Origin of the sequence: Psychrobacter okhotskensis (genome assembly GCF_013248965.1) — a bacterium.
Taxonomy (GTDB): domain Bacteria; phylum Pseudomonadota; class Gammaproteobacteria; order Pseudomonadales; family Moraxellaceae; genus Psychrobacter; species Psychrobacter okhotskensis.
Genome location: NZ_JABRVQ010000033.1, coordinates 1 through 17,456, shown reverse-complemented (window position 1 = coordinate 17,456; position 17,456 = coordinate 1). Strand labels below are relative to the sequence as shown.

Below are 17,456 nucleotides of genomic sequence, written 5' to 3'. Positions count from 1 at the left end.
GCGAGCTGCCAGTATAGCGTAAAAAACACAAAACTGTGCCGAGTAAGTCAAGTTAAACCTGTGTATATCGTATAATGAGAAAGCTTGACACCTTAATAGGTTGGTCATCATAGATTGATCATGGATTCACTATAATAAGGAATAACTATGTATTTTGTACTCTCCCCTGCCAAATCTCTCAATGAGAAAGACGCGGTGCCAGTCAACTTAGGTAACTACTATAGTCAGCCTGAGCTGATTGAGCACTCACAGGCGCTAATGAAAACATTAAAATCGAAAGAGCCGATTGATTTGCAAGAGCTGATGAGCATCTCCGACGATTTGGCCCAGCTAAATGCTGAGCGCAACCAACAATGGAGTTGGAGCAAAGACAAGCCCTTTACCGATGACGCGTCTGGTAATACCGCTAAACCCGCTGGTTATTTATTTGATGGCGATGTCTATACGGGCCTTGATATGTATCATATGGATAAAAATACCGCCATTTATGTCAATGAACATCTAGGTATTTTGTCGGGGCTTTATGGGGTATTGAAACCTCTCGATTTGATTCAACCATATCGCTTAGAGATGGGCACCAAACTAAAAAACGAGCGCGGTGATAATTTATATGAGTTTTGGGGCGAGGAAGTTACTGATACCATCAATGCGCGTATGGCTGATAGCGATGACAAAGTATTGATTAATTTGGCTTCCAATGAGTATTTTAAAGCGGTGAAAAAAAAGGCGCTAAATGCTGAGACTATAACACCACGATTTGAAGACGAAAAAAATGGTCGCTATAAAGTGATTAGCTTTTATGCCAAAAAAGCCCGTGGTCTGATGGTGAAGTATGCGGCAGATAACAAAATGACCAATGCTGAGCAGCTTAAGCAATTTGATTTGGCGGGCTATTATTATGTCGATGAGCTGTCTGACGATAAGACTTGGACGTTTAGACGAGATGAAGTAAGTCAATAGTTTTTAAAAGCCCTCCAATTTGCATAAAAAAACCCCGATAAGCTTAGCCTATCGGGGTTTTATTTAAACTAGGTTTAACAAGTACATTATGACAAAGTCATACTTCTAGCGAAAAGCGCTTTGTCGCAGATGACGCACGAAAATAGTACCTATTGTAAATTAAGCGCGTCTAACAAAGAGAAATCGCTTTGTAGCAGAAGTAGAGTTACATCATGCCGCCCATTCCACCCATACCGCCCATTCCACCAGCGCCCATGCCAGCCATACCATCATCACCTTGAGCAAGTTCAGTAATCATGACTTCAGTCGTAAGCATAAGACCGGCAACAGATGCCGCGTTTTCTAGTGCTGAACGAGCAACTTTCGCTGGATCTAGGATACCCATGTCTAGCATATCACCGTATTCGCCAGAAGCTGCGTTGTAACCGTAGTTACCGCTACCGCTCTTCACTTCGTTCACAACCACTGAAGCTTCTTCGCCTGAGTTGGTCACGATTTGACGTAATGGGGCTTCCATTGCGCGGCGTAAGATATTGATACCCGCGTTTTGATCGTCGTTATCACCACGTAGCTCAGACAATGCATTCATTGCACGAACTAGGGCAACACCGCCGCCAGGAACAACGCCTTCTTCGACCGCTGCACGAGTCGCATGTAGCGCATCATCAACGCGATCTTTCTTCTCTTTCATTTCAGTTTCAGTCGCAGCGCCCACTTTGATAACGGCAACACCGCCAGCAAGTTTTGCCATACGCTCTTGTAGCTTCTCTTTGTCGTAGTCAGACGTTGATTCTTCTACTTGACGTTTGATAGACTCCACACGGTTTTCGATGTCAGCTTTGTTACCAGCGCCATCAACGATAACGGTGTTTTCTTTACCGACAGTGACTTTCTTAGCCGTGCCCAATTGCTCTAGAGTAGCAGTCTCAAGGCTCAGACCAATCTCTTCAGAGATAACCGTACCGCCAGTTAGCGTGGCGATATCTTCTAGCATAGCTTTACGACGATCGCCAAAACCTGGTGCTTTAACCGCACAAGTTTTTAAGCCGCCACGCATATTGTTCACAACTAGAGTTGCTAATGCTTCGTTTTCTACGTCTTCAGCAATGATTAGCAATGGCTTGCTTTGCTGCATGACTTGCTCAAGTAATGGCACGATCTCACGAATGTTGCTGATTTTTTTGTCAACAAGCAAGATGTATGGGTTTTCAAACTCAGCGGTTAAGCTGTCTTGCTTATTCGCAAAGTACGGGCTGATATAGCCACGGTCAAACTGCATACCTTCCACAACTTCTAAGGTATCTTCAAAGCTTGAACCTTCTTCAACAGTGATGACGCCTTGCTTACCGACTTTTTCCATCGCTTGAGCAATCAATTCACCAATTTTAGTGTCTGAGTTGGCAGAAATAGAGCCCACTTGAGCAATTGCTTTTGAATCGTCAGCTGGGGTTGATAGCAAATGGATTTGCTCAACAGCAGCGCGAACGGCTTTATCGATACCGCGCTTAAGATCCATTGGGTTCATGCCGGCAGCAACAGACTTCATGCCTTCTTGCAAGATTGACTGAGCCAATACGGTCGCAGTCGTTGTACCATCACCAGCGACATCGTTGGTGCGGCTAGCGACTTCACGGACTAATTGAGCGCCCATGTTTTCAAATTTGTTTTCAAGCTCGATTTCTTTGGCAACCGATACACCATCTTTAGTGATAGTAGGTGCGCCGAAAGATTTATCGATCACCACATTACGACCTTTAGGGCCTAAGGTTACACGTACTGCGTTTGCTAGGACGTTTACGCCGTCCATCATTTGTTTACGGGCATCTATGCCGAATTTTACGTCTTTAGCCATGTTAAATTACTCCATTATTATAAGTATAGAAATACAATTGAATGAGTCGATACAGTATTGTTAAGAACAATTGTCTTAAATGCGCTGAGTATAAACATACTCAAAAAGGACTAGCCTTCTAGCACACCCAATACATCAGATTCTTTCATAATCAGTAGTTCTTCGCCGTCAACTTTCACGGTTTGACCAGCATATTGACCGAACAAGACTTTGTCGCCAGCTTTTACATCTAACGCGCGAGTTTCACCGTTGTCACGAATCTGACCGTTGCCAGTGGCTAGCACTTCACCTTGTGAAGGCTTTTCTTGAGCAGAACCAGGTAACAAGATACCACCGGCCGTTTTGGTTTCTTCTTCTATGCGGCGGACAACAATACGATCATGTAAAGGACGAATATTCATCAATATGTCTCCAATAAGTTGGTTGTTTGAATTAAAAGTTTATTTGGTTTGAGTGTCTCAATACTTATATCTTCAAACGCTATTTTTTTAAACAGCATAATAAGGATAAGTGTTGAGCTTGTTTCAAAAAGTGGGGGCAAGGTGAGTTCGGTTCAAGTGTAAACGCCAAAAATTTACAAGAATTTTTGAGTTAGTAGCGCATTTATCTACGAATAACCAAGAATCGCTCAAAGCGCCCTAAAATAAAGACCTCAATATAAAAACGATAACCCGTCATAGAAGCTTTAACGAGTTGCCATAATAAGCAAAGTCAGAGCCTTTTTTGCCCATTCTAAAGTGCTTTATAGTAAGGTGCTCACAGTAAGTTACTCTTAGTAATAGGGTCATGACTGTCAGTAACATCGGCTACAAGAGCCACACGTCTGACTCTGCGGTGACCCTTGAAAATGTAACAGAGTATGACCATTATAGTGCTTAAGAACATAATAATAGTTATAAACCATCCTACAGATAGAAATTAAGGAATATCCATGAGTTTTTTATCAATCAATCAAAAACCATCAATCGTTAACGCTAATAATACAACGCGCAGTAAATCTAAATTCTTAACCGCCTTAACCACGGGCGCTAGTATTGCTGCCATCGGAGCTTTGAGTATGACTGCCCCTACCCTTGCCAGCGCAAAAACCATTCAACCATCAAGCGCCAATTATAGCTTTACAGTAGAAGACAAATACAAAGGCACGGCTACTCGCACGCTTAATAAATCAGGCAATACGTGGAAATATAATGTCAATGCACGGGTAGCCGGTGTCGCAAGCGCCGCACAAAATAGTACCTTTACCATCAATGGTAATAATGTCATTCCAACTCAAGCCAGTACCACTTATAAACTTTTAGGAATTGGGCGTACGCATAAATTAGACTTTAACCCAAGCAGTAAAAAAGTCGTCAGTAACTATAAAGGCAAATCAACAACCCTAAATATGGCGCAGCAAGCTTTTGATGATTTAAGCCTTGAGGTGCAAATTCGCCAAGACTTATTAAACGGTAAGTTCTCGGGCAATTACTATATGGCAAAGAAAGATAAAATTGAGAAAACGCCCTTTAAAAAATCTGGCAATACCAAAATCACCGTGCCAGCCGGTACCTTTGATACCGTGCGTGTCGATCGCATCCATGATGACAACAGCCGCTCTACCAGTTTTTGGCTCGCACCAAGCTTAGATTATCTACCAGTAAAAGTAAGCCAAATCAACGATGGTAAAAAGATGGACTTAGAGTTGACCAAAGCTAACTAATTACTTATTTCACAATAAATAATTAACACAAAAAAAGCGGCGCTCTGCATGGAGCACCGCTTTTTTATGGGATTAAATGGATGTCTCAAATTGATAAAGAACGACTAGCGAGAACGAGGCTGCTTAACCACGTTATTCATCGAAGGCAGACGTTTGAGCAGTAAAAACAACCAAGTATTAATCAAGAACAACAGCACGAAATCAAGCAAATAAACCATAATTTCAATCATACTGCTGCCATAGACGCGGGTGAATAACACGACTCCACTCGCCCCTAAATATACTAGGGTCAGCATACTGCCAATCAATAACATATAGGGCGAGCGACCACGTAATATCACTGGCGTCAAGATGAAGGCAGGAATCAACCACAGCGCTTGCCAAGCGATACCACCAATGATATCGGGGCTAGTCGGATTAAAAACACTGATCATAATCGGCAAGGCCAGCAACCGATATGCCACCCAAACCAACCACGTTAGCAGCAAGCGTTGGCGCATCGGTGCAATAGGCTTGCCAGTGTCAGCAGTATTCTCTACTGGGGCATTGGCCTTGTTCTTAGAGCGGTTAGTAGCCATTAGAAAGGTTTTTCCTTATCAGCAATATATCAATGCAGCTTAGCGACCAAAGTTAGCCTGTGCTAAAGCCGTCGCTGTGATAGCCAGTCTACGACCTTGCGCAATTGCCAATTCACGCTCATCAGCAGATACCGGTTGATCATGCAACGCGCCGCTGACATGACTCGCGCCATAAGGCGTACCACCGCGATTGGTACGATTGAGGGCGGGCTCTGCATACGGTATACCTACGATCATCATGCCATGATGCATCAACGGTAACATCATGGTCAGCAGTGTCGTCTCTTGGCCGCCATGCATCGAGCCGGTCGCCGTAAATACCGAAGCTGGTTTGTTTTGTAGATTGCCTGCCAGCCAAAGGGTGACCGTATTGTCCCAAAAGTATTTCATGGGCGCGGCCATATTGCCAAAGTGCGTCGGGCTACCAAGCGCCAGACCGCTACAGTCCTTTAGATCATCCATGGTGCAATACAGATCACCATCATCTGGTATCGCAGGCTTGCTTGCCGTGGTTTCGGGGGCAACGGTAGGCACAGTGCGGATACGCGCGCTTATGCCAGCATCTTCAATTCCTTGGGCAATCGCATATGCTAATGTCTTAGTCGTACCATAACTAGAATAATAGAGTACCAAAACATAAGGGGCGGTCTGACTCATTAGCAAAACTTCCTCATAAAATCATCGACGTTATTGTCTTCAATTATTATCTTTAATAGCATTGGCAGTGTACCAGCGTTTTAATATGCCAGCAGGTTGTTCATTTTTACACGGCCATTGCGATACATTTTGCAGAATTTATCAGCAAAATGTATGTGCACATTATGCCCGAGTCATTGACTGACATGCAAACAAACCCTGCTTGACATTATAGCGAGCCAAACACGGTAACGGTTGCTGCTGTGCATTTTGACACAATTATTTGGCAGATGCCTGCGACTCATTTTTGTTACACTATTGTCACTCTCATCGCTGCTAAATGGTCGACATGGAAAACCTATTAAAAAAACTCCCGTTCTTACACCAACGCTGGTTTCAGTTCTTACGATTTTTAACCCGGCACTTTTTTGAAGACAATTGCCAGCAAAAAGCAGCGTCGCTTACCTATACCACCATGTTATCTATTGTACCGATACTGACGGTGCTATTGATGATTCTGTCCTCGGTACCAGCATTGGCTTCGGTCAGAGCACAGATTTATGAGGTGATTTATAGTAACTTACTGCCGCAATCGAGCATGCAAGTCAGTGAGTACATTAATAGCTTCGCTGAAAAATCATCTAATCTGACTATCATTGGTGCGATGGTGTTGTTTTTTACCACCATCATGACCTTGACGACCATTGAGCGTGCTTTTAACCAAATTTGGCGGGTAGAAAATCGTTCAGGTGGCATCAAAAGCATGCTGCGCTATTGGACCATCGTTACTATGGGGCCGCTGGTTTTGGGTACAGCCTTTATCGCCTCAAGTGCCGTGCAAAGCCTGAGCTTCTTAAACCGCCAAATTGCAGGTTATGGTATTGATTGGTCTTTTTGGGTACAAGCCGTCTCAATTGGCATAACCATTGCTGGCTTTATAGGAATGTATTGGTTTATCCCAAAAGCCCGCGTGCCAGCGAAAAATGCAGCGATTGCTGGTATCTTTGTCGCCATTGTTTTTGAGCTGATGAAGCATCTTTTTGGTACGGTGATGGCCAACTTTACCAGCTACGAGGCTATTTATGGTGCCTTTGCCGCGCTACCTATCTTTTTATTATGGATCTATTTGTCTTGGAACTTAATTTTATTAGGGGTCGAGATTAGCTATACCTTGACGATTTTTGAAACTGAGGAAGTCTACCCGCGCCATCCGCTACTTAGCTTGCTAGACATGTTGAATCTCGTGTATACCCATCACTTAGAGGGTGAAGCGGTGAGCGAACAAGCGCTGCGTAATGTGCTAGGTCGCAAAGAGCTACCGAAATGGTATATCTATATTAATTATCTGCAGGACTGCAATCTCATTACCATGACCGAAGATGATGACTATGTACTCAAAAGAGACTTGAGCAACATGACGTTATGGGATTTTTATCGCACGCTGCCTTATCCGCTACCCATCAAGGATGAGCTGGATGAGATGAATCAAGAAGATCAAAAGCCTTGGCTAAGCTTATTGGTGGCTCGCTTTGAGAATACTGAAGCGTTTGCCAAACAGCAGCTGAACTTGCCATTGGGCACTATCTTTACCAACAGTGAGCCGCGCAAAAAGTCAGCAAATGACAAAGCCAGCGCTCACTCGCAGAATAAAAACAAACTGTTTAGAAAAACGATGACTACTTCAACTCAGCAATTAGCCAAAGACGACTCAGGCATTCATCATGATGCCCCGCGTTTTGACCCTTCGGCTTATGATAAAGACAGCGATCTAGACTGCGACAATCATAACCACGAAATTGTGATTCCTAAAGATACCGACGAACAACCAGCAGCCCTTGACACTGATAGACGTGGCGGTAAAAGCGCTATCATTACTGAAGCAGACAACCCAAAAGCAATATAAATAAACTAATAAATAAGTAGTAAAAATTATTAGTGAGCGTGATGGCGGTTAATGTGCCTTAGCTAATAAATATCTATTAATTGTCGAATAACTATTATTTTGGATACCTTAAGACTTATGGCAGCCGACAACCATACTAAAAATACTCTTTTTACCCGCGCGGTCGATACAGGGCAGAACGGCTTAAAAAACCTCGCACAGTTATGGTCGCTAAAGACGCTAACCGACTTGCCTGATCGCTTGAAAAACCTGTGGGAGCAATTAATTGGCTCTTATTGGTTTATCCCAACCGCTTGTGTGCTTGCGGGTATTTTACTTGCCCCTATCTTAGTCACGATTGATGAGCACTTTGACCGTGAAACCGTTAGGGAGCTGAGTTTTGCCTTTACTGGTGATGATGATGCGGCGCGCGCAATTATGACTGCGATTGCAGGTGCAGTACTTGGCGTCGCAGGTACTACATTTTCGATTACTATTGCCGTACTGTCGATGGCCTCCTCACAATTTGGCCCTCGATTATTACGTAACTTTTTGACAGATACGCCGAATCAGTTTGTCTTAGGCGCGTTTATCGGTACTTTTAGCTATAGCTTATTGGTTTTAAAGTCGATTCATAAGTATGACGTTGACTTTGGTGTGCCGCAGTTGGCGGTGACCTTTGCCATTATTATGGCGATTATCTGTGCCTTATTGTTGGTATACTTCGTGCAACATATGGTGCATGCCATTCAAGCATCGCATGTCATTGAAAATGCCAGCAACGATGCGCTTAAAAACATTCACTATTGGTATGGCGACCATTGCGATATCGAGCATCAGCGTGATATCGAGCATCATGATGTTGAGCAGTTTCACACTTGGCTGGCGACACCCATCTACTCACCAAGCTGCGGCTACCTGCAACAAATTTATTTAGAATCTCTGATTACTTTGACACAAGACTACGGTGGCGTGGTACAACTCCATACCAATCTGGGCCATTTTGTCACTGATAAAAATGTCATCGGCTATTTCTATCAGCGCCCAGCAGACCATCCAAACAACCTGAAAAAGACTAAGATAAACCATCTTGCGGTGATACCGCGTGCACCCGACGGCATATTTTGGCAGCGCTTTGCCACTTGCATACGCCTTGAGCAACGGGTGACGCACTCTAATGACATCGCGTATAGCCTAGGACAAATGACTGAGATAGCGGTACGGGCGCTGTCTCCTGGTATCAACGATCCTAAAACGGCTGTCAATTGCGTGCAATCATTGACTACTTGCATAAGTACCATGATGCGCCGTCAGCCACCAAGTCCATACCATTTTTACTCACCAACGCAAGATAACGACGAAACCTCTGAAAATTTTGTGCCGCAGCAGCGAGTGTCTATCTTGGCTGTTGTCACTCATACACCCAAGATATCGGACTTTATTGATACTTCGCTTGGCGAGATACGCCGTTACGCGACGGCTGACCTGATGGTATTAAAAGCACTCTGTCAGGCGATGGTCGACCTTAACTACGCGCGCGTGAATGGCGCACAGCAACAAACCTTACTGCATGAGCTGAGCTTGGTGGCGCGTGCAGGCGAGGAAAATCTGAGCTATAGCGAGTTGGTCAACGATTTAAAAGCCATGTGTCAGCAGGCAAAGCAATTTATTCTTAATGACGATGCTACCCATCAATATTTTGCATACGTGAGTGAGTTTGCCGCCCACATCGATAAAGCGTTACAGACAGAATCAAGCTAGCGATCTGAGTTATTAGCAATACCAAATATTAGTAAAATAAGAACAAACCTCCTATTTATAACACGCTCATAAGCTTTTGGCTTAGAGATATCTTTATATTCACCTGAGACTTCTTTCATGGCATCTACTACCAGTCTGACCATCCTTGAAATCAGCGCGATTTTTTTATCAATTACTGCTTTGTTGACCTATGTCAATCATCGCTTCGTCGGGTTACCCACCACCATTGGCGTCATGGTCATCTCCATTCTTTTGTCTATCGGCGCGATATTTTTGGGGTTTTTAGGCTTTGATCAGCTCATTGATTATGAAGTCAGCCTCTTAGAGCAGCTTGATTTTACGGAAGTATTGCTCGATGGCATGCTCTCTATGCTGCTGTTTGCAGGGGCGCTGCACGTCAATATTAGTGATTTAAAACGTTACAAGCTACCTATTGGTATCCTTGCCGGTCTTGGCACGATAGTGTCAGCATTGCTTATTGCTACTGCCCTCTACTTTATGCTGCCGCTATTTGATTTTGGTTTGCCTTTTCTGTGGTGTTTATTATTTGGTGCTTTGATATCGCCGACTGATCCGATTGCCGTGATGGGTATTCTGGCATCAGCTGGCGCGCCAAAAAGCATCGAAACGGTCATCGCTGGCGAGTCCTTATTCAACGATGGTATCGGCGTTGTTATTTTTGTCTTGTTGCTTGGCATTTTATCTAGCGGTGATATTCCAACGGTCAATTATGTGGCACATACCTTGGCTGTCGAGGCTGGTGGCGGTGTTGTCTTTGGCTTGGTGCTAGGTGCTATTTTGTATTATTTACTAAAAAGCATTGATAGCTATCAAGAAGAGGTTTTGTTAACGTTAGCGGGCGTCATAGGCGGCTACGCGCTGGCCAGCCATTGGCATCTATCAGGACCACTCGCTATGGTAATGATGGGCTTAATGGTCGGCAACCGTGGGCGTGAGCTGGCAATGAGTGATAAGACTCGCCATTATATTGATTTATTTTGGGAGTTAATAGACGAGATTCTCAACGCCATTTTATTTGTTTTGATTGGTCTTGAAGTAGTGATAATCGCTTATTCGGGTAACTTATTTGTCGCAGGCGGTCTGACTATTATCATCGCCCTACTAGCAAGATTGATCGTGGTTGGTATGACAACCAAGACGTTCAGTCGTCAACTTAACTTGCCAACGGGTGCGTGGAAGGTGCTGACATGGGGCGGATTACGCGGTGGTATCTCAGTCGCCCTAGTACTGCAATTGCCTATGGGCACAGAGCGCGACATTTTATTGGCGCTTACTTATGCAGTCGTAATTTTCTCTATTTTAGTGCAAGGCCTGAGCGTCGGTAAAGTCGCTAGAAGCATTCGCACTGAAGAGAAAACAGTTGAGCTATAAAAAGTAAAACTATAAACAATAAAGCTATCAATTATAAAAGCTTGCGGATAACAAAAACCCAGCACAAGCGATTAACTTTATGCTGGGTTTTTTAATCAGTATCTATAGTCAAGGAATTTCAGAATCGCTACAAGGCGACCGACCGCAGATAGTACACTAAGTACATCTAGGACGGGTAACACTGTAGAGGTTTAAAAGTGCTCTGACTATAAAACTTTATATTAGACCTTTTTGCTTCATATTACGGTATACCACAATAACGATGATAATATTTAAAACAAAAATAGCCAGTTTAAACCAATCAAACGGACGAGCAAGCAGATAATATAACTCTATGGGAATAAATATTCCATAACCGATGACACTAAACCAATACGCCCATGTTTTATCTTGCCACAAGCCATAAGCCTCAATAAAGCGTATCGCTGCATAAATAAATATCAGTAATAAAAATAGAGGCCAGTTTTTACTGGCTTGTTGGGCAATTCGTACCGTACTCTCTACTTGCGGTGCAAGAAGATGACCAAAGTTCTGCTGCCAGGTTGCTGTGGCGGTGGCAAGCCAACGCTCAAGGTCGGTATGCCATAGCCATAACGCGCCTGCCCCGAGTAGCGCGCCAATGCCTTTAGCCACTTCATAGACGGCCACCGCTTTGATCGACTCGCTAGATTCACCGCGTAGCCTATTATCCCGACCGAGCCTTGCATGACGGCTACCCTTCGAGGATGGCTCTAAAGGCTCATCCCGTTGGGGCAAATTAGCCAAAGAACGTCTCCACGACGCGCCCGTGCAGTTGCTGATTAAAGAATGGCGTGTTTTTACCATTGGATAGCATTGATTGCGCCGTGACTTGCCACTCAATATTCGGATCGACCAAGACGGCACCGCCTGCATTTTCGTATTGCGTATTAATACCAGCGATTTTTGCAGGGTTCAGACAGATTTTATCGACTAGCTGCGTTAAAGTGAGTACATCATCATTGACCAGTTGACATGCCAGCGCCATAAAAGTATCAAAGTTTGAGATGCCAGGCGTACAATCGGCAAACGGTGCTTTTTTAGCAGTACTGTTCAAAGGTTCATGATGACTACAAATAGCATCAATAGTGCCATCTTTGAGCCCGCGACGGATAGCTTGCTGATCGGTATTACTGCGTAGTGGCGGTAACACGTAGGCTTGAGCATTAAAACCTTCTAAATTGTCATCGGTTAAATACAACTGATGCATAGCTACATCACAAGTCACTGGCAAGCCTTTGTCTTTCGCCCAGCGCATCAGCTCTATCGAAGACTTGCAAGACAATTGACTAAAATGCGCAGCAATCCCCGTTTCTTCTACCATCAATAGCTGTGTAGACAAGGCAACGGTTTCAGCAATCCACGGTATACCTTGTAGTCCGTGATAAGAGGCAATATAACCCTCATGCGCCACCCCATCTCCCGAGAGACTTGGTTCATCAGGATAAAAGAATACCTTCATCCCAAAAGTCGCGGCATATTCTAAGGTACGCAGTAATACCAAATCATTGGCAAAAGGTCGGCGCGCATTAGAGACGGCAATACAGCCCCCTTTTTTGAGTCCCGCAATATTGGACGGACGCTCACCTTCCAAGCCTGCGGTTAATGCACCCAAGATATGCAAATAAATACCGCCATCTTCAAGCGCGCGCTCACGCAAACCTTTCAACAGTGAACCGTTTTCTAAGATAGGATTGGTATCAGGTGGAATAACCACATGCAAAAATCCATTAGCACAGGCTGCACGCCCTTCTGACTCTAACGTGCCATGTTGCTGTTGTCCTGGTTCACGTAGACGGGCGCACAAGTCAACCAACGGTGGCAGCAACCACATCTCGCGTCCAGCTTCAAGACTGGCCAGTTTGGCTTTCACAGTATTTGAAAGTGATGCCTTAAAGGTATCAGGAAGATGATCGATTAGCGGGGCATCAGTATTAAGCATAGTGGACATGAGCGTTATTACCGTATCAATAAAATGAAATAAGTGAGAATAAGACAGTGCAGCAGCTATTATTTACCAGCTGCTTGATGAGCGCGTTGACCTTCCATCGCGAGTGACAATACTGCCATACGAATCGCAATACCGTTATTAACCTGCTTTAGAATCACAGATTGGGCACCATCAGCAACGCTAGAGGCAATCTCAACACCGCGATTCATCGGACCTGGGTGCATCACCAACGCATCAGGCTTGGCTAAAGCTACACGCTCTGGGGTAATACCATAGTGCTTATAGTATTCATTCGATGATGCTAGCAGCGGCGAGCCGATACGCTCGTTTTGTATTCTCAAACCCATAATGACATCGCAGTCGGTCACGCATTCATTCATATTTTCATAAACTTGTACGCCAAAACGCTCAATGCCTTTAGGCAACAAAGTACGTGGCGCACAGACACGAATATCTTTGACACCTAACGTTTGCAAGGCACTGATATCTGAGCGCGCGACGCGTGAGTGCTTAATGTCCCCAACAATCGCAACCGACAGCGCTTCAAAGGGGCGCGGCGCTTCGCGGTGAATGGTGAGCATATCAAGCATCCCTTGGGTTGGATGCGCGTGCCAGCCATCGCCACCATTGATGATAGCGATATCAGGTGTGACTTCCGTCGCCATAAAATGGGCAGCGCCTGAGGCAGAGTGGCGTACGACAAAGATATCCGCCGTCATGGCTTGCAGATTCCACAAGGTATCGCGCAGGCTCTCGCCTTTTTTGGTACTAGAGCGCTCGATATCGATATTCAGCACATTGGCACCCAGACGTTTTTCAGCCACTTCAAAGGTTGTGCGCGTACGAGTGGAAGGCTCAAAAAACAGATTCATCACCGTGTAGCCTTCCAGCTCAGGACGATTGATCAATTGTCCATTATCATCAAAAAATGTCTCAGCTTTGGCAATAATTGCCTGTAACTGTGCTTTATTTAACCCTTCCACGCCCAAAAAATGCCGGATACCACCATCTACATTAAGCTGTGGACGACTCAATGAGGTATTCAATTTTTGATGAATGGTATCGGGATCGAATTTGGCATAATCTGTCGGTGAGATGCTATGGGCTGCACTGCTATCAGTAGAATTTGACATAATGGCAAGTCTTTATCGTTGGTTTATAGAGTCAATAATAACGGGTTTATTCATCTTTGTTTGTTGATTTATAGCGGATACGCACAGATACGGGGACATTTAGACGCTTATTTGCTACAATTTACTGTCATCATATAAGCGATATAAAACTCACTCAGCTACCCTATTAAATAATAGGCATAGACCGGTACCCACCACAATAGAAAACCAGCATTGTAAAACTATCAATAAATAATAATAGCGATAGTGTAGCTGATTTTGTGGTCAGGACAAAGACGCTATGCCACCTATTTGAAGATTTACTTGTTCAGAGAGTAGCTCGTACTACCTGTTAAATTCCTTTAACGCTTATCTTTTCTCAATTTTTCATGCCATTTATTAGGAAGCCTCATGACGACCTTAGCACATTATTTAAACACCAATGCGAACAGTCCTGCACTGAACGACGTCATTACGACGGTCACAGGCGTTGGCAAAACCATTTCGCAGTTACTTAGAAAAGGGGCGTTAGCAGATATTTTGGGTGAAGCCGGCAATCAAAACGTCCAAGGCGAAGAGCAAAAGAAGCTAGACGTATTGGCCAATGATTTATTGTTAGATGCTTTGGCAAAAAATACTCATTGCGCAGGGGTTGCTTCAGAGGAGCTTGATGATGCGACTCCCGCCAATGCCGATGGCAGCCTCTTGGTCTTGTTCGATCCTCTAGATGGTTCATCAAATATCGATATTAATATGGCGGTTGGCACTATTTTCTCTATTCTCCCCTACCAGCGCCAAGGTCAACTCAGTGAAAATAGCGACTTCTTACAAGCGGGCAATCAGCAGCTAGCAGCTGGCTATTTATTATATGGCACCTCCACTGTACTAGCGCTGACCATCGCAAATAACGTCGTTATGTTTAGCTTAGATCCCGACACTAATGACTATATACTGATTGAAGACAATGTCCAAATCGATGCCGATACCAGTGAGTATGCTATCAATGCCTCAAACTATCGCTATTGGCGCGCACCGATGCAGCAGTATATCGATGAATTAATCGCTGGCGAAGCTGGTGTGCGTGGTCGCGACTTCAATACCCGCTGGGTTGCCGCCATGGTTGGTGACGTGCACCGTATCTTATGTCGCGGTGGGCTCTTCACTTATCCATTTGACACCAAGTATGCCAATAAAGCAGGCAAATTGCGCTTAATGTACGAAGCTAACCCGATGAGTTTATTGATTGAGCGGGCGGGTGGCGGTGCAACGGATGCGGTTAATCGCATTCTGGATATTGAACCGACAGATATTCATCAGCGTGTCCCAGTGGTACTTGGTAGCAAAAACGAAGTGGCCTACATTAAAGACTTACATGTAAAGCATGCTGGTCAATAAATTAGCCGAATCAATCTGATAGCCATCAGTACAAAGTTTATTAATTATATGGTTTTATACTGATGGTTCAAATTCTCTATATTTTTTAAGCGATCCATTATGGTAGCAAATCCCACCGAGCTGATTACCTCAGATAAGAATACGACGGTCAAGCTTGTAAAGGCACTATTGGCGCAGGCACGCCAGCGTAAAAAACAAGGTCAGACTGTCATTGAAGGGATTCATCTCATTGATGCGGCTCTGCGTAGTGACTACCCGTTTACCCAAATTTTGCTAGCCGAATCTGCCCATAATAACTCTGAGGTTCAGCAGGTTTTAACTCGTCTGCCGACTTATACGCCTATCTTAACGTTATCAGACTCGCTATATGAGAGTATTCGTAGCTTGGGTACGGGTATCGACATCATGGCGCTTATCAATATACCAATCCATGGCTTAACGATAATTAATGATGATTGCCTGATCCTTAATGATGTCCAGGATAGTGGTAATGTTGGTACTTTACTACGCACTGCAGCAGCAGTTGGCATCAAGAACATACTCTGTACCGATGCCACAGCACAAGCATGGTCTCCTAAGACGCTAAGAGCAGGTATGGGTGCGCAGTTTGCCCTAACTATCTATGAAGGTCTCAGCGTGCAAGATATATTAGATTATGTCCAAATACCCCTATTAGCAACCAGCTCACATACCGATACAGTAATTTACCAACATGACTTAAAAGAACCAATCGCTTGGATTCTGGGTCATGAGGGACAAGGCGTTTGTGATGAACTGATGCAGTGTGCCACCCCTATTGCTCTACCACAGCCTAATGGTCAAGAAAGCCTCAATGTCGCCATTGCAGGCTCATTATGTCTATATGAGACGTTGCGTCAAAGGAAGTACTGTTAACCTTAATTTTGATTGTATGAAGAAATATTAACCAAAAAATAGCTGAATAACTACATATGGTTATCCAGCTATTTTTTTGGTTTTAGAACAATATTCTATCCCTTTTACCGATAGAACTGTCCGTTGATGCTGTTCTTGATACGAATACAAACTAGCCTATATAAGGGTTAGTACGTAACCACTTAGTAGCCAAGTACTTTGTACCTTTTATCACTGGCATACCAGCGTGCAGACTTAAAGGTTCAACACTACCATCAAACTTAGTGTTAGCAAAATATAAAGCCATGCCCTTTTTGGGTCGCACCTCAAGATTTACTTTAGGAAAACTGGTACCACCCCCAGCTTCTACATCACATAGGTACATCAGTAAAGTACCTACTCGTTGCCCTCCTTTACCGACATTTCTTTGAAAATTTTCATTATTAGGGTCAAAAAAATCATAATGTGGACGATATTCAGCACCTTTCCCATACTGTAAAACTTGCAAACCTTCACCGCGAATGGCTGGCCAATGTAATAAAGCCTCTATTCTATTCTCAATTGTCGTTATCAGAGGCGTAGCGCTGCGTTGAAAGCCGCAGCTTAGACTGGTTCTGGCATGATGCGCGGCAAAAGTGCCATCAGTAGGACTGACGACTCTGGATTCCTTCATTTTACCTTCAGTGCTTTTTATAAGTTGGTCACATTCTTGATGACTCAAAAAACTCTCTATGACAGCCACAAAAGGGGGATGAAAAGTTGATGCCAACTTGACCGTCTTATCTGGCAATTCTATCGAATTGTGAGTCATGTCTATGTAGGGAATATTGATAACATCCGACTGTTGTGACATTAACTCGTAAGCAGCACTGTAAAACCCTCTTTCAAAGAGAGTACTGATAATCTTATTAGGGGGTACGCCGCGCTCGATGTTTTCTGCAATCCACTGTTGCCAAGTGGGTTCTAGCTGTAAAATTGCGTTCATGTTTACTCCTTGTAATCTTATCCCTGAAAGTTTTAGACAAATAATAGTATCGCACATTCGTTTGTTTAACTAAACCAACATCCTAATAGAACGTGCCCTCATTTTAAAAATGCTGAGAAAAATGAAAAAAATAGCAACCAAACAAGGAAAATAGCGCAGATAATATCGAGATATTGGCTATAGATTGATAAGTTTAGATAAGATTTTTAGACTTTAACGCAGTTATAAAAAAAGCCCTCGAACCAAACTGAACTGACCCCCGAAACTTGGACGGTTTAATTAAAGATAGTACTGAGCTCTGTATTGTACAGGGCTCAGTCCTTTTAGTTTAAGCTGAATTCTCTCATGATTATAATAAT

16 protein-coding genes are annotated in these 17,456 nt (G+C 43.9%); 7 read left to right on the top strand and 9 right to left on the bottom strand.

Annotation, left to right across the window (positions count from 1 at the left end):
* Positions 1-147 precede the first annotated feature (147 nt).
* Positions 148-960 (top strand): peroxide stress protein YaaA, encoded by an 813-nt coding sequence (gene yaaA / locus HQR03_RS13005; RefSeq protein WP_173240426.1) that lies wholly within the window; start codon positions 148-150, stop codon positions 958-960.
* 205 nt (positions 961-1,165) lie between these two features.
* Here yaaA and groL read toward each other — a convergent pair whose 3' ends face one another.
* A complete protein-coding gene (groL, locus tag HQR03_RS13000; protein ID WP_101212074.1) occupies positions 1,166-2,812 on the bottom strand; it encodes a chaperonin GroEL in 1,647 nt (548 codons plus the stop codon).
* 110 nt (positions 2,813-2,922) lie between these two features.
* Positions 2,923-3,216 (bottom strand): co-chaperone GroES, encoded by a 294-nt coding sequence (locus tag HQR03_RS12995; protein WP_025652227.1) that lies wholly within the window; start codon positions 3,214-3,216, stop codon positions 2,923-2,925.
* Positions 3,217-3,743: 527 nt separating this feature from the next.
* Here HQR03_RS12995 and HQR03_RS12990 point away from each other — a divergent pair.
* The gene (locus tag HQR03_RS12990) at positions 3,744-4,514 is read left to right on the top strand and encodes a DUF3108 domain-containing protein (protein ID WP_101212075.1); all 771 of its coding nucleotides are present in this window, start codon (positions 3,744-3,746) and stop codon (positions 4,512-4,514) included.
* Between the two features lie 104 nt (positions 4,515-4,618).
* Here the strand turns inward: HQR03_RS12990 and HQR03_RS12985 are convergent, their stop codons facing one another.
* The gene (locus tag HQR03_RS12985; RefSeq protein ID WP_101212076.1) at positions 4,619-5,092 is read right to left on the bottom strand and encodes a hypothetical protein; all 474 of its coding nucleotides are present in this window, start codon (positions 5,090-5,092) and stop codon (positions 4,619-4,621) included.
* Positions 5,093-5,131: 39 nt separating this feature from the next.
* On the bottom strand, positions 5,132-5,749 hold the full coding sequence (wrbA, locus tag HQR03_RS12980; protein ID WP_173240425.1) for an NAD(P)H:quinone oxidoreductase: 618 nt from the start codon (positions 5,747-5,749) through the stop codon (positions 5,132-5,134).
* A gap of 328 nt (positions 5,750-6,077) precedes the next feature.
* Here wrbA and HQR03_RS12975 point away from each other — a divergent pair, with 328 nt between their 5' ends.
* The 3 genes from HQR03_RS12975 to HQR03_RS12965 all read left to right on the top strand — a co-directional run bounded on the left by HQR03_RS12975 (position 6,078) and on the right by HQR03_RS12965 (position 10,763).
* Positions 6,078-7,631 carry a YihY/virulence factor BrkB family protein gene (locus HQR03_RS12975; RefSeq protein WP_173240424.1) on the top strand — a complete coding sequence of 518 codons (1,554 nt, stop codon included), beginning with the start codon at positions 6,078-6,080 and terminating at the stop codon, positions 7,629-7,631.
* Between the two features lie 117 nt (positions 7,632-7,748).
* Positions 7,749-9,371 (top strand): DUF2254 domain-containing protein, encoded by a 1,623-nt coding sequence (locus HQR03_RS12970; protein WP_025652222.1) that lies wholly within the window; start codon positions 7,749-7,751, stop codon positions 9,369-9,371.
* A 117-nt stretch (positions 9,372-9,488) separates the two neighbouring features.
* Positions 9,489-10,763: a cation:proton antiporter gene (locus HQR03_RS12965; protein ID WP_173240423.1), complete on the top strand. Its 1,275-nt coding sequence runs from the start codon at positions 9,489-9,491 to the stop codon at positions 10,761-10,763.
* A 216-nt stretch (positions 10,764-10,979) separates the two neighbouring features.
* On the opposite strand, the gene HQR03_RS12960 is transcribed toward HQR03_RS12965, so the two are convergent.
* From HQR03_RS12960 to HQR03_RS12950, 3 genes are read right to left on the bottom strand one after another with little or no spacing between them, the layout of a single operon-like run.
* Positions 10,980-11,528: a DUF2127 domain-containing protein gene (locus HQR03_RS12960; protein WP_101212081.1), complete on the bottom strand. Its 549-nt coding sequence runs from the start codon at positions 11,526-11,528 to the stop codon at positions 10,980-10,982.
* On the bottom strand, positions 11,521-12,732 hold the full coding sequence (locus HQR03_RS12955; RefSeq protein WP_173240422.1) for a dihydroorotase: 1,212 nt from the start codon (positions 12,730-12,732) through the stop codon (positions 11,521-11,523). Before HQR03_RS12955 ends, HQR03_RS12960 begins: the two co-directional genes overlap by 8 nt.
* A 59-nt stretch (positions 12,733-12,791) precedes the next feature.
* Positions 12,792-13,865, bottom strand: coding sequence for an aspartate carbamoyltransferase catalytic subunit (locus tag HQR03_RS12950; protein WP_025652217.1), 1,074 nt, complete (start codon positions 13,863-13,865; stop codon positions 12,792-12,794).
* 390 nt (positions 13,866-14,255) lie between these two features.
* Here HQR03_RS12950 and HQR03_RS12945 point away from each other — a divergent pair, with 390 nt between their 5' ends.
* A complete protein-coding gene (locus HQR03_RS12945; protein ID WP_173240421.1) occupies positions 14,256-15,239 on the top strand; it encodes a class 1 fructose-bisphosphatase in 984 nt (327 codons plus the stop codon).
* Between the two features lie 99 nt (positions 15,240-15,338).
* Entirely contained in the window at positions 15,339-16,133 is a 795-nt protein-coding gene (locus HQR03_RS12940) for a TrmH family RNA methyltransferase (RefSeq protein WP_173240420.1), read from the top strand.
* Positions 16,134-16,284: 151 nt separating this feature from the next.
* Here HQR03_RS12940 and HQR03_RS12935 read toward each other — a convergent pair whose 3' ends face one another.
* Both HQR03_RS12935 and HQR03_RS14405 read right to left on the bottom strand, forming a co-directional pair.
* Positions 16,285-17,097: a 2OG-Fe(II) oxygenase gene (locus tag HQR03_RS12935; RefSeq protein WP_173240419.1), complete on the bottom strand. Its 813-nt coding sequence runs from the start codon at positions 17,095-17,097 to the stop codon at positions 16,285-16,287.
* Between the two features lie 279 nt (positions 17,098-17,376).
* Positions 17,377-17,456 (bottom strand): IS3 family transposase (locus HQR03_RS14405; protein ID WP_173240431.1); only part of this gene is annotated, 80 nt, incomplete at its 5' end.